The 24,007-nt window shown below is 50.4% G+C and carries 25 protein-coding genes and 1 pseudogene; 10 read left to right on the plus strand and 16 right to left on the minus strand.

What is annotated here, in order from left to right; genetic code table 11:
• Window positions 1-225: 225 nt before the first annotated feature.
• The 4 genes from dnaI to NNL21_RS08240 form a co-directional block, all read right to left on the minus strand.
• The gene (dnaI, locus tag NNL21_RS08225; protein ID WP_204817959.1) at window positions 226-1,179 is read right to left on the minus strand and encodes a primosomal protein DnaI; all 954 of its coding nucleotides are present in this window, start codon (window positions 1,177-1,179) and stop codon (window positions 226-228) included.
• Between the two features lie 24 nt (window positions 1,180-1,203).
• Window positions 1,204-2,733 (minus strand): replication initiation and membrane attachment family protein, encoded by a 1,530-nt coding sequence (locus NNL21_RS08230; RefSeq protein ID WP_204817675.1) that lies wholly within the window; start codon window positions 2,731-2,733, stop codon window positions 1,204-1,206.
• 119 nt (window positions 2,734-2,852) lie between these two features.
• Window positions 2,853-3,728 carry an alpha/beta fold hydrolase gene (locus NNL21_RS08235; protein WP_204817674.1) on the minus strand — a complete coding sequence of 292 codons (876 nt, stop codon included), beginning with the start codon at window positions 3,726-3,728 and terminating at the stop codon, window positions 2,853-2,855.
• Window positions 3,729-3,823: 95 nt separating this feature from the next.
• Window positions 3,824-4,129 (minus strand): YuiB family protein, encoded by a 306-nt coding sequence (locus NNL21_RS08240; RefSeq protein ID WP_256555118.1) that lies wholly within the window; start codon window positions 4,127-4,129, stop codon window positions 3,824-3,826.
• Window positions 4,130-4,315: 186 nt separating this feature from the next.
• On the opposite strand from NNL21_RS08240, the gene hemQ reads away from it, so the two are divergent.
• Entirely contained in the window at window positions 4,316-5,062 is a 747-nt protein-coding gene (gene hemQ, locus NNL21_RS08245; RefSeq protein ID WP_204817673.1) for a hydrogen peroxide-dependent heme synthase, read from the plus strand.
• Between the two features lie 76 nt (window positions 5,063-5,138).
• Here hemQ and NNL21_RS08250 read toward each other — a convergent pair whose 3' ends face one another.
• Together NNL21_RS08250 and NNL21_RS08255 are read right to left on the minus strand one after the other, a co-directional pair.
• A complete protein-coding gene (locus NNL21_RS08250) occupies window positions 5,139-5,393 on the minus strand; it encodes a hypothetical protein (protein ID WP_204817672.1) in 255 nt (84 codons plus the stop codon).
• Entirely contained in the window at window positions 5,393-6,586 is a 1,194-nt protein-coding gene (locus NNL21_RS08255; protein WP_204817671.1) for an NAD(P)/FAD-dependent oxidoreductase, read from the minus strand. Before NNL21_RS08255 ends, NNL21_RS08250 begins: the two co-directional genes overlap by 1 nt.
• A 292-nt stretch (window positions 6,587-6,878) precedes the next feature.
• Between NNL21_RS08255 and NNL21_RS08260 the strand changes: the two genes are divergently transcribed.
• A complete protein-coding gene (locus NNL21_RS08260) occupies window positions 6,879-7,880 on the plus strand; it encodes an NAD(P)/FAD-dependent oxidoreductase (protein WP_204817669.1) in 1,002 nt (333 codons plus the stop codon).
• A gap of 88 nt (window positions 7,881-7,968) precedes the next feature.
• Complete coding sequence (locus NNL21_RS08265; RefSeq protein WP_204817667.1) at window positions 7,969-8,223, plus strand: NAP domain-containing protein; 255 nt, start codon at window positions 7,969-7,971, stop codon at window positions 8,221-8,223.
• A gap of 33 nt (window positions 8,224-8,256) precedes the next feature.
• Here the strand turns inward: NNL21_RS08265 and sda are convergent, their stop codons facing one another.
• The 3 genes from sda to NNL21_RS08280 form a co-directional block, all read right to left on the minus strand.
• Complete coding sequence (gene sda, locus NNL21_RS08270) at window positions 8,257-8,400, minus strand: sporulation histidine kinase inhibitor Sda (RefSeq protein ID WP_204817665.1); 144 nt, start codon at window positions 8,398-8,400, stop codon at window positions 8,257-8,259.
• Window positions 8,401-8,675: 275 nt separating this feature from the next.
• Window positions 8,676-9,347: a YheC/YheD family protein gene (locus tag NNL21_RS08275; RefSeq protein ID WP_204817957.1), complete on the minus strand. Its 672-nt coding sequence runs from the start codon at window positions 9,345-9,347 to the stop codon at window positions 8,676-8,678.
• Between the two features lie 299 nt (window positions 9,348-9,646).
• Window positions 9,647-10,369: an MBL fold metallo-hydrolase gene (locus NNL21_RS08280; RefSeq protein WP_256555119.1), complete on the minus strand. Its 723-nt coding sequence runs from the start codon at window positions 10,367-10,369 to the stop codon at window positions 9,647-9,649.
• A 330-nt stretch (window positions 10,370-10,699) separates the two neighbouring features.
• Here NNL21_RS08280 and NNL21_RS08285 point away from each other — a divergent pair, with 330 nt between their 5' ends.
• A complete protein-coding gene (locus NNL21_RS08285) occupies window positions 10,700-10,882 on the plus strand; it encodes a hypothetical protein (protein ID WP_204817664.1) in 183 nt (60 codons plus the stop codon).
• A gap of 105 nt (window positions 10,883-10,987) precedes the next feature.
• Here NNL21_RS08285 and NNL21_RS08290 read toward each other — a convergent pair whose 3' ends face one another.
• A complete protein-coding gene (locus NNL21_RS08290; RefSeq protein WP_204817663.1) occupies window positions 10,988-11,251 on the minus strand; it encodes a WGxxGxxG family protein in 264 nt (87 codons plus the stop codon).
• A 194-nt stretch (window positions 11,252-11,445) separates the two neighbouring features.
• Here NNL21_RS08290 and NNL21_RS08295 point away from each other — a divergent pair, with 194 nt between their 5' ends.
• Window positions 11,446-11,793, plus strand: coding sequence for a hypothetical protein (locus tag NNL21_RS08295; RefSeq protein WP_204817662.1), 348 nt, complete (start codon window positions 11,446-11,448; stop codon window positions 11,791-11,793).
• Window positions 11,794-11,915: 122 nt separating this feature from the next.
• On the opposite strand, the gene NNL21_RS08300 is transcribed toward NNL21_RS08295, so the two are convergent.
• From NNL21_RS08300 to NNL21_RS08315, 4 genes are all read right to left on the minus strand, one after another.
• A complete protein-coding gene (locus NNL21_RS08300; RefSeq protein ID WP_204817661.1) occupies window positions 11,916-13,874 on the minus strand; it encodes an FtsX-like permease family protein in 1,959 nt (652 codons plus the stop codon).
• Complete coding sequence (locus NNL21_RS08305) at window positions 13,849-14,625, minus strand: ABC transporter ATP-binding protein (RefSeq protein WP_204817660.1); 777 nt, start codon at window positions 14,623-14,625, stop codon at window positions 13,849-13,851. The genes NNL21_RS08300 and NNL21_RS08305 overlap by 26 nt, the downstream gene beginning before the upstream one ends.
• A gap of 136 nt (window positions 14,626-14,761) precedes the next feature.
• On the minus strand, window positions 14,762-15,880 hold the full coding sequence (locus NNL21_RS08310; protein ID WP_256555120.1) for a sensor histidine kinase: 1,119 nt from the start codon (window positions 15,878-15,880) through the stop codon (window positions 14,762-14,764).
• Window positions 15,881-15,899: 19 nt separating this feature from the next.
• The gene (locus NNL21_RS08315; RefSeq protein ID WP_204817659.1) at window positions 15,900-16,595 is read right to left on the minus strand and encodes a response regulator transcription factor; all 696 of its coding nucleotides are present in this window, start codon (window positions 16,593-16,595) and stop codon (window positions 15,900-15,902) included.
• A 238-nt stretch (window positions 16,596-16,833) separates the two neighbouring features.
• Between NNL21_RS08315 and NNL21_RS08320 the strand changes: the two genes are divergently transcribed.
• A complete protein-coding gene (locus tag NNL21_RS08320; RefSeq protein WP_204817658.1) occupies window positions 16,834-17,778 on the plus strand; it encodes an aldo/keto reductase in 945 nt (314 codons plus the stop codon).
• Window positions 17,779-17,891: 113 nt separating this feature from the next.
• Here NNL21_RS08320 and metE read toward each other — a convergent pair.
• Window positions 17,892-19,201 (minus strand): annotated as a pseudogene (gene metE, locus NNL21_RS08325) (5-methyltetrahydropteroyltriglutamate--homocysteine S-methyltransferase); the annotation flags it as partial.
• A 175-nt stretch (window positions 19,202-19,376) separates the two neighbouring features.
• On the opposite strand from metE, the gene NNL21_RS08330 reads away from it, so the two are divergent.
• The gene (locus tag NNL21_RS08330) at window positions 19,377-20,315 is read left to right on the plus strand and encodes a phosphotransferase family protein (protein ID WP_204817657.1); all 939 of its coding nucleotides are present in this window, start codon (window positions 19,377-19,379) and stop codon (window positions 20,313-20,315) included.
• Between the two features lie 55 nt (window positions 20,316-20,370).
• On the plus strand, window positions 20,371-20,814 hold the full coding sequence (locus NNL21_RS08335) for a DUF4362 domain-containing protein (protein WP_204817655.1): 444 nt from the start codon (window positions 20,371-20,373) through the stop codon (window positions 20,812-20,814).
• 124 nt (window positions 20,815-20,938) lie between these two features.
• Here the strand turns inward: NNL21_RS08335 and erpA are convergent, their stop codons facing one another.
• The gene (gene erpA / locus NNL21_RS08340) at window positions 20,939-21,301 is read right to left on the minus strand and encodes an iron-sulfur cluster insertion protein ErpA (RefSeq protein WP_204817653.1); all 363 of its coding nucleotides are present in this window, start codon (window positions 21,299-21,301) and stop codon (window positions 20,939-20,941) included.
• 441 nt (window positions 21,302-21,742) lie between these two features.
• Between erpA and mqnE the strand changes: the two genes are divergently transcribed.
• Window positions 21,743-22,846, plus strand: coding sequence for an aminofutalosine synthase MqnE (mqnE, locus tag NNL21_RS08345; RefSeq protein WP_204817651.1), 1,104 nt, complete (start codon window positions 21,743-21,745; stop codon window positions 22,844-22,846).
• A gap of 93 nt (window positions 22,847-22,939) precedes the next feature.
• Window positions 22,940-24,007 carry an NAD(P)/FAD-dependent oxidoreductase gene (locus tag NNL21_RS08350; RefSeq protein WP_204817649.1) on the plus strand — a complete coding sequence of 356 codons (1,068 nt, stop codon included), beginning with the start codon at window positions 22,940-22,942 and terminating at the stop codon, window positions 24,005-24,007.

Consider the following 24,007-nt stretch of genomic DNA (forward strand, 5'->3'; position numbering starts at 1 on the left):
CAATCGTTCACTCCGGTGGTCCGGTCGAAAACATCATTATTCCTACCTGTTTAGTATGTTATGGGAGAATAATAGCAGTGGACAACCATTGATGTCAATCAATTTTTTTATTTTCTGATCAGAGGCATAAGTTCCCCTTATATATCTCCCGGCGACCACAGGGACAACAAAAAACTCCTCCTCGCCAGTAGTCTGACGGGAAGGAGTTTCTGTTGAAAGTCATACTTATCGGCCGCGCTTGTTATGGCCTGTTACGAATACAGTATCCACGTAAGGTCTTACCCGGTCCATTAGACGCTGGCCCTTGTGCAGCTCGTCGCCCTCCCGGTTCGTGAAGCTGAAGTGGCGTTCCAGCATGTCGAGATCATAGTTCGACGTGTAGAAGGTAGGCTTCCGGTTCATCCGATAATTGAGGATGGCGCCCATCACATGATCCCTCGCCCACGGGTTCAAGTTCTCCGCCCCGATATCGTCAAAGATGAGCAGGTCCGTCTCCTTCATCAAGTCGACCGCTTCCTTGAGCTTGCCCGGCTCATGCATGAGCGTCTTCAGATCCTCGACAAAATCAGGCATGTAGACGATCGCTCCTGTATAGCCCACTTTCGCCAGCTCATAAAGCATATAACACATCAGAAACGTCTTGCCTGTGCCGAACGATCCGGCCAAATACAAGCCCTTGCGCTGCAGGCCGCTGTCCTTGGTCTTATCGATATACTGGAGTACCTGCATGACCGCCTTGCTCCGCTTCAGATCGTTCGTTAAGATTTCATCTGCCGAATACCCTTGCGACAGGGCCGTCTCATCGACGTAGAAGCTGTGCACCCGGCTGCGGATCTGTTCCTCGCTTTGTCTGGCGCGCAGCTTATTGCAGGTTACTTTGCGGTCATTGAGCTGCACTGTATCTCCGATTGTCTCGCAGGATAATAACGTATAATGGCCTTCAAAATCATTCGGGCATTGATCAAGCCCCGGGCAATTCGAACAGCTGCGTTGTTCCTTTACATACTGGTAAACGCGGTTCAGGTTGAGCCGGATCGTTTCGCGGTCAAGCTCCGGATTGTCGGCGCGAAGACGCTGCACGAGAGGGTCCTCCAGCAGCTCCTTCATCATGCGGTCTGCCTCCTGAAGCGCGTTCTTGCCCGTTGGCCATTGTTTGATTAGTGCGCTAAGCGATTCCATCGCCATAACCGTCATCACCTCCGATTACTTATTTCCGTCCAGCTTGCGCGCCAAGCGGCGCATTTCTTCCAGCTCTTCCTGTGATACGACCGAATCTCCGACCTCCTGCACGATCGCCATTGCCGGTTTGCGGCCGCGCGTGCGCCCGGTACCGTTCCCCGATGAACCGCCCCGCGCTCCGCTGACAGCCGCTCCTGCTGCTCCGCCAGCCTGTCTGAGCTCCCTGTCTTTCTCCAATTGAACCTGCTCCCGAACATAGCGCACCGCTTTCTCGAACGAATCGATTCGTTTCACAAGCATATTAGAAGCAACTGCATCTATGTACGTCTTCGTCACTCGCTGCGCATCGTTCATACCGAGCACGTAGTGAATGAGCACATTAATGACTGATCCCGTAAGCCGGTAATTTAAATCAATAACTTCGAATACCCGAATAATCCATTCCGGAACTGCACCGGGAAAGAATCTCGCGATAAACCGCGTATGCGGCTCGTTGCGCATCAGCATATTGTATTGGTGAATATCGCAGCGGCCGGCCAGCTGTGCCGGGACTTCCATATAGAATTCTTCCTGTACCGCGACTTCCTCCAGCGGCTCGTCCGAGGCGTCGCTCGTCTGGGCACCGCTTGCCGCTTCCATGCGTCCTTGCATGCGCTGCCGATCTTCATCGCGCTTGCGATCTTGACGGTACATCTGGCTCGCGCGAAGCTGCAGCTCGTCCATCATCAGCTCGCCGCGGGTATTGAACACATCGTCCTCGTCGAGCAGCCTGCATAAATCGACAACGGTCAAGCCATATTTATATGCGACGTAATTCAACTGGGCCAGCTGATCCTCGTCACCCCGCAAGCGTTCCACATATTTGCGGTTCATCGAATTCCGGGGGAATCGGCTGATGATCTCGCCATACTGGATGCCAGCCGTCTCGAGACGAGGCTTCGAAGCTGCGCTGCGGGTCGGCGCTACCTCGGACAACGCTTGCTCCAGCTCCACATCCACCGCCTGGGCATTCAACCGGAACAGCTCATAGAATGGAACCGTAATGTTGTCACGCTGCAGTTCAGCCCCGGCCAGCTCATCCGCTTCCTTCGCATAGAAAGATTCTCTTAGTGAAATAACCGCATACTTGCCCACCTTGTCCCTCAGCAGCAGCATGAGGTGCGGGTTACGGAAAAATTCATCCGGCGACAGCGGCTTTATAAGTTCATATTCATAGACATAATCATCGTTATCGGGAATCCCCAGCCTGGATGTCTGAAGCAGACCAACCGCTTCCAGGCGTGATGCCTGCTCGACAAACTCTTGTCTTGCCCGCTCATGCATGTCGAGCCCAAGTCCAAGAAACAGCTTGCGCTGTGGCTCAAGCGGCGAGTAGCCTACTCTATCATCAGCTACAAGCTGATAGAAAAGCTGATATAGACCTGTAGCAAAAGCGCCGATCATCGGCTGATAGATCAGCCCGATCATCTTTCGGTCCACAGCGCTTAAGGAGAAGTCACGGTAGATGTAGTACCGGTGATGCTCCGTAAATTGATGCATATTACCGATTCGCATCGTGCAATCGTCTCCATCCGCCTTATACTTTTCTATTATTCTAACATACTTTCGGGTACGTCGAAAAAAAGAAAATTCCCCCGAATGAGGGAATTTTCTTCTCAGGCATGCGTCATGCGTTAAATAATCGGATACTCCTCGCCCGGCAGCCCCTGCTCGATTCCTTGTTCCGCCAGCTCCTTGATGAGCCCTTCCCGCTCCTCATAGGTATCCGCAAGGCCCGGCTCCTCCTGCTTATCCAGCCATTGGCGGATGACAGCCGCGCACTTGACCGGCTCTTTCATAAGCAGCTGACGCTCTCCCTTCAGCACCCCGTAAATTTCTGCATTCGGAAGCCGTTTATTCAGAAGCTGGGTGTAAGCGCGTCCCGCATGATCCCTGCTTCCGTATAGGACCAGCATCTGCTGTCTAATTTGTGGAAGCTGCTTCTCAAGCGAGCTGTTCAAGCAGGCGGCGACATATTCCTTCCATCTCAAGGAATCGCCCAGCTTCGCCTCTTCATTCAACGCATTAAACGCCGTCCGGTTATCCGCTTCACTCCAAGCCGCCTGGAACGCTATCGCACTCTTGGCCTGCAGCACGCTGGAAACGTAAGCCGCCTGCAGCTTAGACCGGCTTATGATGTCGGTATACCCGGCAGTTCCAGAGACGAGAATACCGCCGCAGAAACGGTCCGGATACGCAAGCAGCGCGGTTAAGGCCGGGAACGAGCCAGCCCCATATGAACAGACATAGGCCTGACGCACCTCGCAATAATCAAGCAAACGTTTCATATCCTCCGCTATCAACGGAAGCGACAATGCCGCTTTCCCCGCTTCGGAATGCCCGTGGCCGCGTATATCCATCGTAAGAATGCGACTCGAACCGGCAAGCTCCGTCTTGACATAGTTGAATAGGCGGCTGGTTAGACATGGAGGATGAATGCATAGAACGGGTATGCCGAAGCCTTCTTCGTGAAAGTGAAGCGAAACCTCTCCATTGCGAAAAAAGGGCACGTAACCACACCTCGGATCTCTCTTGCCCATCCTGGCCGCAGCTAGGATGGGAATGATTTTCCCTTAGTATGGCCATGCCCTTACGGTTTTCATGTTTAGAACATTTTGTATCCGCCGCGCCGCAGCGCACGGATGGCGGCACCGCTTATATACGCGCCAGCAACAGCACCGATTCCCGGTATAATATCAACAAATGTAAACGCCGTGAAATTGCCTGTAAATGACTTGTCATTATCCCAGGTTTGCCAGATGAATAAAGGCAGCAGGACGATGAAAAGCAAATAAATCGGAAACCAAGTCGTTTTGAGCAGCATGTTGAGAATAAACCCGATTCCGAACATCATGACAAGAAATAATACGGTAGCGATTACAAGCTGCAGTATATCGACATCTGTATTCATAACCCATCGTTCCCCTTTCGCTACGATTAGTTTAGTAGATGGCCGAATGGAAGTCAATTTCATTCGGCCACTTGTCACAAGACCGTCATTTGCTCTTCCTTACACGGGTACGTTACAATGAATGCAATCTTTAAACATACCGATATTGGGGTGCTTAAGACACCTTAAGAGGGAGAGATAATACTCATGAGTGAAGTGGCTCAAACATTAGAAGGCTGGTACGCCCTGCATGATTTCCGTTCGATTAATTGGAGCGCTTGGGGACAAGCGGATGCAGGCACCCGCAGTGCGGCGCAAGACGAGCTGCAAGGCTTTTTGAAACAATGGCAATCGATTGAGGATGCTAAGACAGGAAGTACAGCTTTCTATTCCATTATCGGCCAGAAGGCCGACTTCGTTCTCATGCATCTGCGTGAAACGCTTGAAGAGCTGAGCGAGATCGAAACGGCCTTTAATAAGACAGCTTTTGCTGGATTCACCACTCCGGCTTACTCCTATGTTAGCGTAGTCGAGCTGAGCAACTATATGACGCCTCCCGGAACGGATCCGATGCAAAGCCCGGACATTATCGCCCGTCTAAAGCCGACGCTGCCGAAGGCGAGTCATATTTGCTTCTACCCGATGAATAAACGCCGCCAAGGCAATGATAACTGGTACATGCTCAGCATGGAAGAGCGCCGCACCATGATGCGCAGCCATGGCATGATCGGCCGTCAGTATGCCGGCAAAGTAAAGCAGATCATTACCGGTTCCGTCGGCCTTGACGATTGGGAATGGGGCGTTACGCTGTTTGCCGATGACGCGCTGCAGTTCAAGAAGCTCGTCTATGAAATGCGCTTCGATGAAGTAAGTGCGCGCTTCGGCGATTTTGGCGACTTCTACGTAGGTAACCTGCTGACGGAAGAGAAGCTTTCTTCGCTGCTCCACATCTAAGGGCACGAATACAAATAACCGTCAGGGCCAACCAGCGGCCCTGACGGTTATTTGTTATGCTGCATGTTCACGCGAATTAGTCGTCATCGTCCTCTTCCAGCAGCCTCTTCGCTTCGAGATACGCTTCCGTCTGGCGATCACGCTCCCGCCCCTTCTCCTTCAGCCGTTCGATTGCGGGGAGAATCAGGATATCGACTTCCTTCTGCACCGTATAGGAGAGATCATACCGGCTCTGTGATTCCAAGAACGAACCAACTTCCATAAGCGCATTGTACCGTTCCAGTTCCTCACGTGTCAGCAGACTGCGGACTTGCACGCTGCAGTGGCGCATTATAGTATTTTTCCTTTGCGTACAACGAGTGTAATTCCGCCTATAATATAGAGATATCGGATATCAATGGCTTTCTTAAACCAAGCTGCCTTACTGCCCTTGTATTTCTTGCCGAATACAACGCCGATCGCCTCACCCTTGCCAAGAGAAGCCACTGTTCCTTTGTTCTTGAATTCGAATTGCTTGGGCGGCTGGTTGCGGATGGAAGCCACAAGGTTATGAGCGCACACGACGCCCTGCTGCATCGCAATTTGTGCGGTAGGCGGATATGGACGGCCTTCCGGGTTAAACATCAGTGAATTGTCGCCGACGACATATATATTCTCATGGCTTGGAACGCGAAGGAACTCATCCACCTTGACGCGTCCGCGCATCGTTTCGATGCCTGCTTCTTCGATCAGACGGTTACCCCGAACTCCTGCTGCCCAAATCACGGTAGCGGCACGAATCTCTTCACCCTCGCCGACGATTACGCCATCCGGCGTACACTCTTTAATAGCGGTACCGATGCGGAACGTAACGCCTTTCTTGGTCAACACCTGCATGCCATACTCGACCAGCTCCGGATCAAAGCCCGGCAGTGCAGTAGGAGCCGCTTCAATATTGTAAAGTTTGACCAGCTGCGGATCGACATCGAACTGCTTGCACAGCTCCGGTATGCGATCGGCCAGCTCGCCAACAAACTCGATGCCTGTAAAGCCTGCACCGCCGACCACAAAGGTAAGATAATCGGTGCGATGCGGCTCGCGCTTGTAACGCGCGAATTGATATTCAATGTGCTCGCGTATTAACCGGACGGAATTTAAGCTGCGAATGTTCATGGCATATTCAAGCATGCCGGGTATACCGAAGGTTTCCGGTTCTCCACCTACGCCTATGACCAGGTAATCATAGGACAATGTGCCGTCCTCAAGAATAACCTTCTTATCCTGTGTACGGATTTGAACTACGGTGGATTTCACGAAATCGATTTTGAATTCGTCAATGAGTTTGGAGATGCTGACACGCGCGTTCTCGGCTTTATCCGTACCTGCCGCAGGCATATGCAAATGCGTTGTAATGTAATGATAATCATGCTTATTAACAAGCGTAACATCAGCTTCGTTGTAATTTAACTCTTTCTGGAGGCGGAGCGCCGTCAATATGCCACCGTATCCAGCTCCTAGAATAACAATTTTCGGTATGTTACTCATCGCAGAATCCCATCCATTCCTGTTTCCTTTTAACTTTGTGAAAAATTACACAATCAAAGTTAAAAGAGTTAACATTTCTTTTTCTGTAGTGTACGATATCGCGAATGCATCTATGTACTCGCGTAGTTTCGACATGTTATGTTTAATACCTCACATGATACAAACTTTTTCATTAAAGTTCAAGGGAAAAGTATACGAAAAACTTTAGAATAACATACAATTTTTTTATTTCCCACAAGCTTGTCGAAAAGCTATAATGGGTTCTGTGAATTGATAAATTGGAGGTGCCACCATGTCTAACTCTGAAGCAATAGAGCCGATCGTTGATATTGTCATTATCGGCGGCGGCCCGACTGGGATGTTCGCCGCTTTTTATGGAGGAATGCGACAAGCTACCGTTAAAATAATCGAGAGTATGCCGCAGCTTGGAGGCCAGCTTGCTGCTCTCTATCCGGAAAAATATATATACGATGTAGCCGGCTTTCCGAAAGTGACCGCTCAGGAGCTGGTCGATCAGCTTAAACAGCAGATGGACCATTTTAAACCCCAGGTGCTCCTGGAGGAGAAGGTACAGGAAGTGATTAAACTGGACGAGCGGTCGTTCATGATTAAGACCGATAAGACCACGCATTACGCCAAGGCGGTCATTATTACAGCGGGTGTCGGCGCATTCGAGCCGCGAAGATTGGAGCTGCCCGAAGCGGCTAAGTTCGAGAAGAAGAATCTCCATTATTTCGTAAGCGACCTGCAGCAATTCAAGAATCAGCATGTTCTGATCAGCGGAGGCGGAGATTCCGCCGTCGATTGGTCCCTCATGCTCGAGCCGATTGCCGCCAGCGTTACGCTCATTCACCGCCGCGATAAATTCCGCGCCCACGAACACAGCGTCGAGAATTTGATGAATTCCAAAGTAAACGTGCTGACGCCGTACGAAATTACGGAGCTCCATGGCATGGATCGTATTGAACGGCTAACGCTGCAGAATATTACGACCAAAGAAACGAAGGAATTGAACGTCGATTCGGTCATTATCAATTTCGGCTTCGTATCTTCGCTCGGACCGATTTCCGATTGGGGCATCGATATCGAGAAAGGATCGATCCTTGTCGATTCACGGATGGAAACGAGCATACCTGGCATATTTGCCGCAGGAGATATTACGACATATCCCGGCAAGCTGAAGCTGATCGCCGTCGGCTTTGGCGAAGCGCCTACCGCGATCAACAACGCCAAAGTATACTTTGATCCCGATGCCAGATTATCGCCAGGACACAGCAGCAATATGAAGCTGTAAATACAATCATGATTGAACCATAAAATGAGGGTATCCTATTCTATACCGAAGGTTGAAGAAACCAAGCGGAATGAGGAGGATACCCTTTATGTTATGTCCCATATGCAATGGATTGGAGCAGCTGTCTGCCGCATGTCCGGTCTGTTCAAGCCCGGCAGACGATTGTGGATTACTGGTCGATTACACTGCTCCATATGCGCCTTATCAGCCATATGACGAAGCCTCTTCCAATTTCATGGAAACGATGATATTCGATCAAAAGTGCCAGCATGTTGTTTATTGTCAACGATGTGATGTTGTCTATGAGGTGACGATCCAGAAATGGCGCGAGGGCGGGACTTGAACCGATCCTTCCCGGTTCTTATCTTCTTTTCTCTTATGCGGTAATGCGATAGTTGTCCGGGTTGATCTGCCTGCGTTTCATTTCTGCGACGAGCAGTATGATGAATTCGGATTCCAAGCTAAACTGGATCGCTGCATGATAGGCGTCTATCAGCAGCTCGTCAGACAGAATCTCCATATCCCACACCCCTTTCCTATTTCTTCCTTTTTCATCTTAGCATTTCGAATTTGGCAGAACAAGCGTTCCGCTTATCCACAGATAAGTGTGGACAGCATGTGAGTATGTTGTGGGTAATCGTCGAAAAAACAGGAATATCAACGAGGATAGTGTGGATAGTGTTATGCACAGTCTGCTCCTTACAAATTCCAATAAAAAACTTTGATGGTAATCTATGAACCTATCAACCAAATATATTAAACGTCATTAACCGCAGGGCAGCATTTCGAAACAGCTTATTGAGGTCTCGTATTCACTTCAAATATCCACAGCTTGCCGCCTTGATCGATACCGAAATCGAAGCCGAGCTGATCGATTCCGGGAAACCGGCTTTCAAGCACCTGTGTGGACAGCCTTGTCAGTTCCCGCATCTCCCTTTTCTTTCTGGAAACAGCCGATATGGAAACCGAGCGGCGTATCCCTTCAGAACCCGTCAGCAATGTGCCGCCGCGGCATAGATTCGTCACGAACAGACCGGGACGGGCTAACCGCCCAACGATCGCACGAATGTTCCATCTGCCGTCCGTCTTCACGTATTTAACACGATAATCAATGGGACGCCCTGCGATCGTCGCCAGCCGTATGCCTTTTTGTATCAGATACTTGCGCCCTTTACGCAGCTTGTTCAACGACGCGTATAGTTCCTCGAAGGTTGAATATCGTCTGGTCTGTGAGTAGTACGTATGTGTATAACCGCCCTGCTCCTTCGTTACTTTAATAACCCCGTGCCCGCCTGCCCCCTTAACCGGTTTGATGACCACCATGCTGTGTGATGCAATCATATTCCGCAAATTTTCCGCCGTGAACATTCGCGTCTGCGGTATATGCGGTGCGATTCGCGAATGAGACAGCAGTGCTTCCGTCTTCGCCCATTTGCTTGCCAGCTGCCTTCCCTGTCCTTCACCCATCATGCTCTCTCCCTTCTTACTGCCTTCTCATAGATAGCATATGTCTGAAAGACACGTGTCTCTTGGATGATTGTCCTCTATCCTCTCAAAAACCATCAATAGCCTTGATGCTGCTAGGTTTATGTACACGGCTTCGCATGAAGAAAAAATCAGATGAATCACGTGCAATTACCGGTAAATGTGGAGGAGTGAATTATCCGGCTTATATAGAAGAATCCAATAGATTAATACGCAAGATATGGAAGAGACTCCCGTGAGGGAGCCTCTTATTTATTCATTCTATTTATGTTAGCTTCGACTCATTGTTCGGTTCGGGCGAGCTTCTTGAGCTGTTCATTCACGTTGACATGACTTAAACCGCCGTGGTAACAAATCGCCTTCTCGACGTCGAGTTCCAGAAACTTCTCCAGGGAATGGAGAGCCTTATCCATGTCTAACGTATTTCGTTGAAGAGGCCCGCTCAAATTACCGTTCACGCATACCATCGCATCGCCCGCAACAAGGGTTCTGCTCTGTTTTAAATAAAGACTGATATGACCGGGAGTATGTCCAGGGGTAAAGACAACCCGAATCCCGCCGCAGTACGGAAGCTCTTGCCCGTCCTCCAGCGTCTTGTCCACCTTAGCCTTCGGCGGATTCGCATATAAGTGCCTCACTGTCTCTGGAAGAGACTCCCACGCTTCATTACTCATTCGGGTTCGATCCGCTTTAATCAGGGGTAAGGTCCCCTCGATATAGGGCTTGTCCAATTCATGTGCGTACACTTCAATGCGGTGACCCGATTCTTGAACAATCTCAGGAAGGCTTCCGATGTGATCCAGATCCTGGTGGGTTAGAATCACTGCTTTCAATCTGTCAAAAGGAACTCCGGCCTCACGCATTGCCTCGCGTATTGGTTTCAATTGTCCAGGCATGCCCGTATCAATTAATAGTGCTGTTTCGTCATCCCAAATCAGAGTCGGATTCAGCCCAAAGCCCTGGATGTTTAATTCAAGCATGGCTGTTCCATCTGCAATGTTCAATATTTTTCCCTCCTTATGGATAGATTCGTATTATTTACAACATACTTTTACCACATCTTCAGCAGTATAATCAAATAAAAAATAAATATTATACCATAAAAATAATTATTTGTCAAGTGATATTTGGAGTGTTTTTACAGGAGATTTCCAGTATGTATGGCAAAGTAAATCTTGGCACGAATAGTTTGATTAGACATAAGTAAAATATAACTTTGTTAGCTATGACAACTAAGGCTTGTCGGAGGATATTAGTTTGAGTGGCAGTTCGCCATGAACGAAACGATATTGGCCTTGTTGTGTTGAACTATAATCAAAAGGAGAATCGATGATATGAGCCGTTTGTATGACTATATTGAAAATTCAAAACAACTGGATACGTTAAATCTTATTTTAAAACAACATGTCGTTAATGCGGAATTCGTTACGACCACTTTGACCAAAGTATTTGGAGAAGACAAGGAATTGCCGAAGGAATTGTTGGAGGATTTAAATCAGTTTCAAGCGACTTTGTAAATTATACTAAGTCTGCACTTTGAATGATTTGATTCGTGGATAGATCAAAAGGACCCTGTCGTTAAAGCTAACCGACAGGGTCCTTTTGATGTTAAGAAAAGAAAGTTACGTTTTCTCGCGGTTGCGGCCGCGCATACCTGCCAATCCGATCAAACCGAGCAGACCGAGCCAACCCCAGTCAATGTCATTATCGTTGTTAGCATATGCGCGGTAATTGTTGTTTCCGCCTGCACCGTTCATATTCATGTCGTTGTTCGCGGCGGTTTGCACCGATTCACCAACCGTATCCATCGACTGGGCAAATACGGGCACCGCCATCAGCAAAGTCAGACAAACGAGTAGACAAAGGCTTGTAATTCGCTTCTTCATATATACGTAACCTCCAGTGGTATGTGGATTTCTGCCTTAGTATCCCCGAAACAACGAAAGCTATTTACGGACTAGCATTCTACCTGCAATTAAAATGTGGTTGTTTTGAATGGACAAGAATGGAAGGGGTAAAACAATGATTTTTGAAGAAGCTATGTTTGCATGAAAAACCATTTAAATGGAGGAAAGCCATAATGTATCAAAACCAAAATTTGTATAACCAGATTAATCAATGCGAACAAATCGTGAACCAATTAATGATTCAAACTCAACAAGCAACGCAGATGTATCAACAAATGCTTCAACAAGAGCAGCAGAATGCAGCAACACTTCAGGATTTGGCACATAGAGAACAGCAGGCATCTCAAATGATACAAACGGCTTTACATGGGCATCAACAAGCCATGCAGCAAATGCAGCAGGTTGCCCAAATTTGCAAACAACTTGAACAGTCTGCTCAAAACTTTACTATGACTAATTTGGGGCAATCGCGACCTATGAATCAAATCAATACGAATTATAATACGAGAGGTTTCCAATAATAAAATGAGTTAGACAATAACACGACGTTTCACCCATGCTGCACATAATGAACTCGTCTCACCTTACAAAAAGTGGTGGTACTGGAATGACTTCCTGTACCACCGCTTCATGTTATAGTTTATTACACTGCCGCCTTCAGCATCCGCTTCATATAAGCCGTGTAGGCCACGATGAAGTAAATCGTCTGCATCACAATATAAATCCCAACCACCACGCTGGCATAAACCCAAGTGCTAGCGTTAAGCAAGTTGCTCAGTGACTTCATTGCAAAGAAGGTGTGCAGAATGCCCAGACCAAGCGGCACATAGAAGATCATGCCTACCTGCGAAGCTACGATCCGGCGAATCTCGCCCGCTGTCATCCCGATTCGTGTCAGCGAGCGGAACTGCGCCTCATCGTCCTTCATCTCGGTAAACAGCTTGAAGTACAGCATGCTGCCCGAGGCGATGAAGAACAGCAGACTGACGAACAAACCAATGAAGAGCGTCAGCGCCGACGTTTGCTGCAGATTCACATACTGCTCGACGCGGAACGTATTCGCCTGATTCTCCGCTTCTCCGGACAAGGAAATCTCCTTCTCGATCTTCTTAACCGTCGGCAAGGCCGTCTCCCAATCCGCAATTTCGAAACCATACATGACGTGCTGGCTGCTCTTCGGCACCGCTCGCTGAACCTCTGCGAAGCGCTTATCACCTACAACTAACAGGTAAGTGAACGGGCCTTCCGGAGACATGACCGCACCGAACCTGGATTCGTCCAAACGATACGAAGCCCATTGTCCACCGACCTTAGCCTTGATCGCCTCTCCCTTAAAGACGGGATTATTCCGCATCTCTTCGTAAGGGTATATCATTGCGGCGGAACCCTCGTTAACCGACAGAGAATCATATCCCTTCTCCGAGGCAGCCCGATTATAATCCGAGGCGGAGATGATCACAGCCTGCAAATTCACCTGGCTTCCGGCTCCTCCTCCCTCTGGAGCAGGTTCGGTCAGCTCAGCGGGAATACCTACGGTCCGCAGCTCATAAGCTAACTTGCGGTTGTCTGCTTCGATAATCGAACGTACCTTGGCCGGATCAATGACCTCATGTTGATCAAGGCCTTTCTCATAAAATCCGATCGTCTGCGGAAAATGCGACGTGAGCTGCGCCTTACCGCTCTGCTGAAACACATAGAATGTGCCCGAGGCCGTCAATACGATCGCGCTCAGCAGCGATACCATAAACAGAATGCGCGCGTTGTCTTTCACCTTGAAGGCCATCTGAGAAAAGGTAATGAGATGAGTCCGCTTGAAATAAAATGGCTTATTCTTCTGTACCAGGCGGAGCAGACCTATACTGCTTTGCGTGAACAGAAAGTAAGAGCCTAACGTGACTAAGCCAAGAATCGGCAGTGCGAAAATGAGAAAATTGTACATGTTCATATTCCAAGCCAGCGCATATCCGCTAGCGAGACTGATAACCGCCAGCAGCGACAGCCACGGCGATGAAGCCGGAATTTTCTTCGGCTTGCTCGCCTCCTTGAGCAGATCAACAATTTCCGATCGTCCAACGCGAATGCTGGTAAGCGCAGACAGAAAGAGAAATAAGGTAAAGTAACCTATCGACGTGATCAATACCGCCTTAAGCGGCACAATAAACCGAATCGGATTGTCCACGTTGAGCAGCAGCGCAAGCGCCATGAAGAACAGCTTACTGAACAATATGCCTACACCGATCCCGACCGCAATCGCGAGAACGGCAATAACGGCACTCTCCATGATGATCATGCGCTTGAGTTGGCCACGCGTCATACCGAACAGCGTGAAGAGGCCAAATTCCTTCTTGCGCGTCTTCAGAAAAGCGGAATTGGCGTAGAGCACGAAGAAGAACGAGAAGATGACCACGATATACTGACAGGCCTCCATCCCCTTGCGCACCCCTGCTGCTGCTTTGATGTGGCCATTGATCACATCGGGATGATAAATAAACGATCCGTATACATAGAAGACGAACACGGAGAACACGCTGCTTAGGAAAAAGGCGTTGTATGCCCGCCAATTGCCTTTGATGCCGCTAAGCGCGAGAGAACGGAATGTCATCGAAGTTCCCTCCCAATACGCTGAGCGCGTCCAGTATTTGCTGGAAGAACAGCTGGCGATTCGTGCCTCTGCGAATTTCCGAGAAGAAGCGGCCGTCCTTGATGAAGACAATCCGTTTACAGTAGCTCGCTGCGAAAGGATCGTGGGTAACCATGGCGATCGTCGCGCCCATCGTCTCATTCAATTTCTTCAGCGATTCCATAACATCCTTGGCAGCCTTGGAATCGAGATTCCCTGTCAGCTCGTCCGCGAGCAGAATGGAAGGCTTGTGAATGATCGCCCTCGCGATGGCAGCGCGCTGCTTCTGTCCGCCGGATACTTCATAGGTCCGTTTGTCCAAAATCGGCGTTATACCCAGAAGCTCCGCATAGGGCAGCAAGCTCTCTTCGATTCGCTTGACCGGCACCCCCTCCAGGACCAGCGGGAGGACGATATTTTCCTTAATAGACAATGTATCCAGCAAGTTAAAATCCTGAAACACGAAGCCAAGCTGCCTGCGCCGAAACAAGGCAAGCTGTTTTTCCTTCAACCGGGACGGTTCCGTTCCATTGATCTCGATCCTGCCCGAGGTTGGCTTGTCGATCGTGGCCAGCAGATTGAGCAGCGTCGTCTTCCCGCTCCCCGATGGTCCCATAATCCCGACGAATTCACCGGCTTCAACCTCCAGATGAATATCCTCTAGTGCTTTGTATGTCACATTGCCTTTACTGCTGTATGTTTTACACAGCGCTTCTGTTTTGAGTACGTTCATGTGCTCCTCCTAAACGTTATGACCCAAGTAAACTGGACCTCATAAGCTTTGCTTTACGTTACCCAGTATAAACCGGAGGAAGCCTTGGTCCCCATCGATTTGTCTTTCAATGCCGATGACGAACCTTACAATCCTGTCACTCTTCTACAAGCTTATGCAAGGTTTGCGCCTGAAAAGAAACCGAGATCGTCGTACCGCTGCCCGGCTCCGACTTAACCGACAGCCTGTGCCCGAGCTTCGAGCATACCTGCTTGGCTAAGTACAATCCCATGCCGGTCGATTCCTCAACAAGCCTGCCGTTCTGTCCGGTATAGAACGGGTCGAATATTCGCGGCAGCTCATGCTCCGCGATGCCGATCCCTTCATCCGTTATGTGAAGCGTCACGCTGCCCTCATGCGACCGGTCGATTTGCAGCAGCAGCTTCTTCGTGCCCGGCTTCGGCTTGCTGTATTTCACCGCATTGCCGACAAGCTGATGGACAACGAAGGCGATCCATTTCTCATCGGTCTCCACCTCCGCCTCCCCGATAATTTGCGGGAAAATCGAATGCTTGATGCAGAGCCTCTTATAGGTGTTCGTGACTTGGCGGACAAGCTCATGGAGCGAAATGCGGCGAATATGAACGTCCATCTCGAACTTTTCGAGCCGGGCGGTGCTGAGCATCATATCCAGTCCCCGTGTAAGCCGCTCCGTCTCTTCCCGGATGCTGCTAAGATCACTCCGCGTATTGGCTGCGCTCTCGCCATGATCAGCCTGCTGCACGATCAAATCAATGACCGCTACGGGCGTCTTCATCTGGTGAACCCATTGGTGAATGAAGTGGTGATGCATCTCCTGCTGACGGCGGTATCCCCCAAGCTCATGCATATAAGCTTCATACTGCGTTTGAAGCAGCTGCTGGACAGCGATCTGATCCTTCATGACCCCTGACCTTACGCGAAGGGCGGCGTCCAGCACCGAAGCATGCCGCCTCGCCTCTTCCAGCTGGCGATAGTAAGCGCGTTGGCGTATATAATCATATCCCAGCCACAGAGATAAGCAGAAGAAGGCCAATACACCCGCGTATACGGCCGTCCTCGGATCAACGTCTCCCGGGCCGCTTAGCGCTCCCAGAATAAGAGCTGTCTCGGATAATAGCAGTGCGGCCGCGAATGCAGCTATATAGCTTAGACGATCCTGTATATATCGAAGCGGCTTAACCGCCGTTAGCGGCTCGTCCGTATTCGCTTCAACATCCGTTTTGTTTCTACCCACTAAAAGCATCTCCCCGCCATTAGCTTTCACTTGGAACGAACTTATATCCTTGGCCGCGGACAGTCTCCACGCTGCCTGGAAGACCAAGCTCCTCCAGCTTCTTGCGGAGCCTCGTAACGTTTACCGTTAGTGTATTATCATCCACGAACTGAACGTCATCCCACAAGGTTTCGAGCAGCCGCTCGCGCGTCACGATTCGCCCGGCTTGACCAATTAGGCATTCTGCCAGCAAGCATTCATTCTTCGTCAGCGGCATCGCAGCCCCCTTCCATTCCAGCTCGCTTCGGCTGATATCCAGCTTCAATCCGCCAGCTTCAAGCTGCGATCCTGTATGATGCGAAGACGCATACTCGCCATAAGCTCTGCGCAGGAGCCCTTTGATTTTGGCTACAAGCAAGTCGAGCGGTATCGGCTTCGTAATATAGTCGTCTCCGCCATTCTCAATGGCCATCACCTGATCCATCTCGCCGGATCGCGCAGAGACGAAGATAATGGGCGCGCTTGTAACCGTTCGGAATTGCCGGCACCAATAATAGCCGTCGAAATGCGGCAGATGAATATCAAGCAGAATCAGATGAGGCTCTGCCTCCACCAATTCATGCTTCAAGTCATGAAAGCGGATGGCCCGAATCGAAGCGAATCCGTATTTATCTAATGACTGCTTAAGCAGCAAGCCGATTTTGTCATCATCTTCTACAATGAAAATCCGATACATTGCGCTGAACCTCCTGTTCACCATCAACCTCGTAATCTTCAGGCCCTTCCATTAGCACCTGAACGCCGATTGTGGTTTCATTCATGGCTTCTATTGTACTCGAATGAATTTTCGAATCGCAATACTCCGGGCATTTGCACGTTAGGTTAGTTGGTAACTTTCATTTCAGTTCTTCTTTTCGATCCTTTGGTTAACTATAATGAGAGAGACATTCTAAGGATGAAGGAGAGATGGTTCAATGAAATTTCGCAAGCTAGGGAAGAATGGTCCCGAAATATCCGTTATCGGCTTTGGCTCTTGGGCAATTGGCGGGAGCGGATGGGCAAGCGCTTGGGGAGAGCAGGATGATGATCAGTCCTTCGAGAGCGTGCGCGCGGCGCTCGATGCCGGCGTTACCTTCTATGATACGGCAGCTGTATATGGACTTGGCCATTCAGAGGAGATGGTCGGCAAGGCACTCGGCAGCGATCGCCATAAGGTTGTGCTCGCAACCAAATGCGGACTGGTCTGGGATGAGTCCAATGCCGTTTCCCGCAGCGGCGCTTACGACTCCGTCATCCGCGAAGCGGAGGCCTCCCTTCGCCGTCTCGGTACCGACTATATCGATTTGTATCAAATGCACTGGCCTGCGGAGGATGCTCCGGCGGAAGAGACGATGCGCGCCATGGACAAGCTCGTGCAGGACGGCAAAGTAAGATATGTGGGTGTTAGCAATTACAATGTCGAGCAGCTCCAGAAATCGCTCACCGTCCGGCATGTAGATTCCCTCCAGCCGCCTTATTCGATTCTGAGGCCGGCAATCGAGGAGCAGCTGCTGCCCTTCTGCCAACAGAATGGAATCGGTGTCGTCGCATACAGCCCGCTGACATCCGGATTGCTCTCCGGCAATTATACGTATGACACGAAGTTTGGCGATGACGACTGGCGGTCGCGGAATAAGGCGCATACCGGCGAAGGCTTGCGGAAGAACGTCGATCGGGTCGAGCAGTTGAAGGTTATTGCGGCTCGCCACGGCTTGACGATGCCGCAATTAGCGGTTGCTTATGTGCTTGCGCATCCGGCACTGACCAGCGCGCTTGTAGGCGTACGCAAACCCAGCCACATTACAAGCGTGCTCCCTGCCGCAGACGCGGCGCTCGACGAAGCGACGCTTGCTGAAATTCGCGGCATTGCCGCACAATAGCGGCAAGCTGGGCATCCGCCGGCTTGATAGCCGCCGGAGCCTCGCTTCTCATCACATCATTTCTCCTGCCTAAGACAAGAACAAGCCTGCCGGGTCGGCAGGCTTGTTGTCGCTTATTGGGCAGCGGCGTATTTGTCCCGGGCAAGACGGGTCGCATCCACCATGTGCTGCAAGGATGTCACCGTTTCTTCGCGTCCGCGCGTTTTCAAACCGCAGTCCGGATTAATCCAGAACAAGGCGGGATCCAACACTTGAAGCGCACGGTCGATCATGTCGGTCATTTCTTTAACCGGTGGAACACGCGGGCTGTGAATATCATAGACGCCAAGCCCGATCCCTTTATCGTACGTGTTTTCCTCGAAGCTGTGAATCATTTCACCGTGGCTGCGCGACGTCTCAATGGAGATGACATCCGCGTCCAGCGCTTTGATGGCATCGATCATGTCGTGGAATTCACAGTAGCATATATGGGTATGGATTTGCGTCGAATCCGCTATGGTACAGGTGGCCATCCGGAATGCTTTGACCGCCCAATCCAAGTAGGCTGCATGCTCCTCTGGTTTGAGCGGCAAGCCTTCACGCAGTGCAGGCTCGTCGACTTGGATCATGCCGATTCCCGCCTTCTCCAGCGCCTCCACCTCAAGACGAAGCGCGTAAGCAATCTGATAAGCCACCTGCTCGCGTGTAATGTCTTCACGGACGAACGACCAGTTCAAGATCGTAATCGGTCCGGTCAGCATGCCTTTGACAGGTTTATCGGTTAGCGATTGCGCATACACGGTCTCTTCTACCGTCATTGAACCCGTAAAGGCGACATCGCCATATATGACCGGCGGCTTCACGCAGCGGGAGCCATAGGACTGCACCCAACCGTTCTGGGTGAAGGCAAAGCCAGCCAGCTTCTCCCCGAAATATTCAACCATGTCCGTACGCTCGAATTCACCGTGGACAAGCACATCAAGACCAATCTCAGCTTGAAGCTCGATCCAGATCCCGATCTGATCGCGGATAAACTCACTGTAGCGCTCGGAGCTCCACTCGCCCTTGCGCCAATTCTGACGTGCCTGACGTACCTCCGTCGATTGCGGGAAGCTTCCGATTGTCGTCGTCGGCAGCAGCGGAAGCTGCCACTTCTGCTGCTGAATGGCATGACGTTCCTTGAAGCTGCTCGTGCGTGCAACCGATTGCGCCTCCATCGCCGCTACCGCTTGCTGTACATCGCTCCGGTTCCGAGCAGGCGACTGCTGAAGCTCCCGCAATGCCTGCTTCTGCGCAGCTAATGTCGCTTCGGCTGAGGAGCTGCTTACTGCCGCCTTGGCAAGGAGTACGATTTCATCCAGCTTCTCATCTGCAAACGCAAGGCATTCCGCAGCTCGTGGGCAAGCTTCGTCTCCCTCTCAGCGGTTACCGGTATCATTATGACAACAGCCAACGGTGCATGCATTATCTGATCCACCCATTAGAGCAGACTAGAAGGGAAATATATACAACAGAACATATGTACGTTACAATTGAGTTTAGTTCATAGCTGTTTCAGGCCTGATGGATAGGGTGTGGAATCTTAAATCATAATCCAATAACCGGAAGGATGAAGACCAATGCTTGCTAGCAGCAATACGCTATCCGATCGTGCCCTTGAATGGGTTGTCAATGCCGTACATCCCGAGGCTAGCGTTCTGTCGTATCAACAGCTTCACGGCGGTGTCTCCTCGCTTGTCCATCGTGTATCACTGCGCGTGCACGGAGAAGAAAGCTCCCTCGTATTACGACAGTTCGACAATGCGGAGTGGGTGCAGCGCCTTCCCGACCTGCCTTATCACGAAGCCGAGAACTTGCGCCGGGCCTCGCAAGCCACAGGCGTGCCAATACCGAAGCTCATAGCTTTCGACGAAACCGGCAGCGAATGCGGCACACCGGCAGTGCTTATGACTCGGCTCGAAGGATCCGTCGTCTTGGAGCCGGCGGATCCTTCGAAGTGGCTGGACGGAATGTCTCAAGCACTCACGCATATTCATGCGGTGGAAGCGGGCGATTATCCATGGACGTTCACGCCTTACTGCGACGCTTCAACGCTGGATACGTCATCTTGGTCGAAGATTCCTGACAAGTGGCAGTCCGCAGCCGCCATCCTCATGGGGCCTCGCCCGCCGTTCACGAAGCGTTTCATCCATCGGGATTATCATCCAGCCAACATATTATGGGATAGAGGCGAGGTAAGCGGTATTGTCGACTGGGTCAACGGCTGCATCGGTCCCGCAGGCATCGATGTCGGCCACTGCCGCGTCAACTTGGCACAATTATACGATGTAGAGACTGCTGATGGTTTCTTAGCTTCCTATCGTGAGCATGCGGGTGCATCCTTTACTTACGATCCTTACTGGGATCTCATTACTCTGGTCGATTTTGCTTACTGGCAGCCTGAAGTTTATGGAGGTTGGACAGCCTTAGGCGTGACCGGGTTAACGAATGAGATGATGGGCGAACGCCTGGATCGCTATTTGATCAGCTTATTGGACCGTGTGGCTTCCAAGGCATAACCGCAGACTCCACGCCAATCAACCGTCCAGGCATTGAACATAGGCAGGTGAGAGAATGAGGCTGAAGACATTCATACTTTGCTTGGCAGTCTTATTATTAACTTCATGTAACTCGTATTCGGTTAACGAAGCAAAGAAAAACGGGGATATAATCACAGGCTCAGCAGGAGAAATCAATCTTGGGAAGATTGACACCTTTATGAATGATGTTGAGAACAACAAAGAAAGCAAGGTTAGGATCACTGGATTTGGGATCGACGGAGAACCCGTCGTACAGGACCTTGGATATGATGGCAATCAGATCAAATACGTGTTTGATCCGCTCGGAGATAAGCTTATTGAGAAGACGGTATGTGACAAAATCGAGAAAACCCATATCACACGAGAGGATCAAGTAGCAGGGTTCGAATATGCTTTAAGCAGCTGCGAGCAAATCGTCGGCGTTCACCGCGAAGATGGCAACGAAATTCTAATCTTATTTGTAGCAGATAAGAAGTAACTGTGTGTTGATTCCCTAGATCGTTATATTACAGTGCCTGTATTCAAAAAATCCTCGATAACGAAATTTAGCTGCGAACTAAATTTCGTTATCGAGGACATAAAATTCTACACACCTTTAACGATTAACACTCACCTGCAGCAGCCGGCTTACCCGCCGCTGTAGCCGTGCGGAACGAAGAACCGCACCCGCAAGTTGTGGAAGCATTCGGATTATGCATCGTGAACCCTCCGCCCATGGCGGATTCCTTAAAGTCAATCTCAAGCCCGTTCAAATACTTGAGGCTTTCGGCATCTACGGCAACTGTTAGCCCGTTATGCTCCATGAATTGATCGTCGGCATTGCGCTCGTCGTCAAAGCCCATACCGTATGAAAATCCGCTGCAGCCGCCTTCCTTCACGCTAACGCGAAGAAACATATTCGGCGTACCCTCGGCCTCTAGCATCTCTATTAATTTCTCGTTCGCTAATTCGCTGATTGTAATCATGTGCATTCCCTCCCAATTTCGCTGCTTTCGTGTCAAGGTAACTCCTGCTACGGAGCGGCCTTTTAGGAAAGTGCGCTGATACTTACAGTATACTCCTAATCCACGAATGCCTCAAGAGACGGACGTCCGTTCATTAGCTTGCCCAAAATCCGCGGTCTCCTACCCCCCGTTTCGACTTTTCTTGTTGCCGCACAGAAGAGAGAAGATTATAATAGGTACGAATGAATCTGCTCGGGTCGAGAAAGTACTTTTTTTCACAAAGTTTTTCCTGAACCATGACTCCGTTTGAACGATAATCGCCTTGACATGGTTTTTTTCTGCACAAATCGTAGTTCACTGCTTCCCTGAATCATCAGACAGGCAGCCCAATCGACCATGCGCAACACATCTTATACCATTATCCGGACCAATTCGTGCCCGGCGGACCAGGAGGAAACTCTCATGAACGTCGTTATTCCAACAGAAGAGAAACAAATGCAGCACATCAAGGAGAAAGTGCGTTCCGGTGAACGGCTTTCGCATGAGGACGGCGTATTTCTGTACCGTTCCGACGACTTGTTAACGATCGGCCAAATGGCTAATGAAGCTAATTTACGCAAGAACGGCCGCAAAGTGTATTTTATCGAGAATATGAGCTTGTACTTTACGAATGTGTGCGAAGCTCATTGCGCGTTCTGCAATTTCCGTAAGGATGAGGGCGCCGAGGGTGCGTATACGCTTAGCGGCCCTGAGATGATCGAGTACGTGGAGCAGCATTTCCATCCAGGCGTGCGGGAATTCCATATTGTAGGCGGCCATAATAACCATGTGCCGTTTCAATACTACGTAGATTCGTTAAAAGCATTACATGAACGCTATCCCGATGTAACGCTCAAAGCCTACACGGCTGCCGAGATTGATTTCTTCTCCCGCATTAGCGGCCTTAGCTACAGCGAAGTGCTGCAGGAGCTGATGAAGGCTGGTCTGAAGAGCCTCACTGGCGGCGGAGCCGAAATTTTGTCCGATGAATACCGTCGCAAGATGAAGGTCAACAAAGCCGATGTGTCACAATACCTGGACGTTCATCGCACCGCACATAATCTCGGCTTGCGTACTCACACGACGATGCTGTACGGTTCGGTCGAGAAACATGAGGACCGCATTCATCATATGATGCAAATTCGCGAGCTGCAGGACGAGACGAACGGATTCCTTGTGTTCATCCCGCTCTCCATGCAGCCGATTAGTCCCAAAGCAAGCATCCGCCGCCGCAACTCGGCCTTCGAGGATCTGAAGACGATTGCCATCAGCCGCTTAATGCTTGATAATTTTCAGCATATTAAAGCTTATTTCATCAATATCGGAACACAGCTGACACAGGTGTCGCTGACCATGGGCGCCTCCGATGTTCACGGTACGATCGTGAAGGAACGGATCAGCCATGCAGCCGGGGCTCTTACACCAGAAGGCATTACACGCGACGACTTGATCTGGCTGGTGAAGGGTGCGGGGCGTATACCTGTTGAACGGGACACGTTCTACAATGAAGTTAAAGTGTACGAGTAAGGCTTCCCGCGCATACTACTTGCATAAGCAGCGATACCATCATGAGTGCACCATTCATACAAATATCATGCAGGAACGAAGGTTGGGATTTCAATGAAACGCATAATCATTCTAGGTGGAGGCTATGGCGGCCTTACCGTCGCGCATGAGCTTCTTCAAGGCGAACTGCCGGATAATACGCACATCGTCCTCATCGACCGTATGCCGCATCAAGGCTTAAAGACGGAATATTACGCGCTCGCAGCGGGAACAGTAGCAGATGTCGATCTGCGGGTCGAATTCCCGACAGATCCGCGTCTAATAATAACGTATGGCGAAGTCCTTGATGTCGATCTGAGTAACAAGCAAGTCATGCTGGCAGGTCAAGACCCGCTTGAATATGAATGGCTCGTTATGGCGCTTGGCTGCACGGACAAGTATCATGGCATTGATGGTGCAGAGCAATATTCCAGCAGCATTCAGACGTTCGGCGCTACGCGCAGGACATACCAACGATTAAACGATGTGAAGCCATACGGCCAGGTTACGATTGTAGGAGGCGGGCTTAGCGGAGTTGAGGTGGCCTCGGAGCTGCGTGAAGGACGGCCGGATTTGAACATTCGTATTCTGGATCGGGGTCCTTCTATTCTCTCCGCATTCCCGAACAAGCTCCAGCACTATGTCTCCGAGTGGTTCATGGAGCATAATGTGGAGATGCGGGGGCATGTCGCCTTGAGCCGCCTGGAGAAGGGCGTGCTCTATGACAGCAATTCGCCTCAGCCGATTTTATCGGATGCTACGGTCTGGACGGCAGGTATTCAACCCGTATCCGTTATCCAAAGAATGCAGCAGCCGAAGGATAATTTAGGCCGTCTGATCATTAACGAATACCATCAGCTGCCGGAATACCCAAATGTATACATTGTTGGCGATTGTGCTTCACTTCCCTTCTCGCCAAGCGCACAAGCTGCCGAAGCGCAAGGCAAGCAGGTAGCCGAAGTGATGCAGGCGATATGGAATGACAAGAAGCCCCGGCTTTCCAAAATTAAGCTCAGGGGCGTTCTCGGCTCGCTCGGCAAGAAAGCGGGCTTCGGACTCATGGGACGCACGGCCATTATGGGACGTGTGCCGCGTTTCTTGAAGAGCGGCGTGTTGTGGAAATCCAAGCGGCATCTCGGATAG

It is taken from the genome of Paenibacillus mendelii (genome assembly GCF_024498075.1).
Lineage (GTDB): Bacteria > Bacillota > Bacilli > Paenibacillales > Paenibacillaceae > Paenibacillus_Z > Paenibacillus_Z mendelii.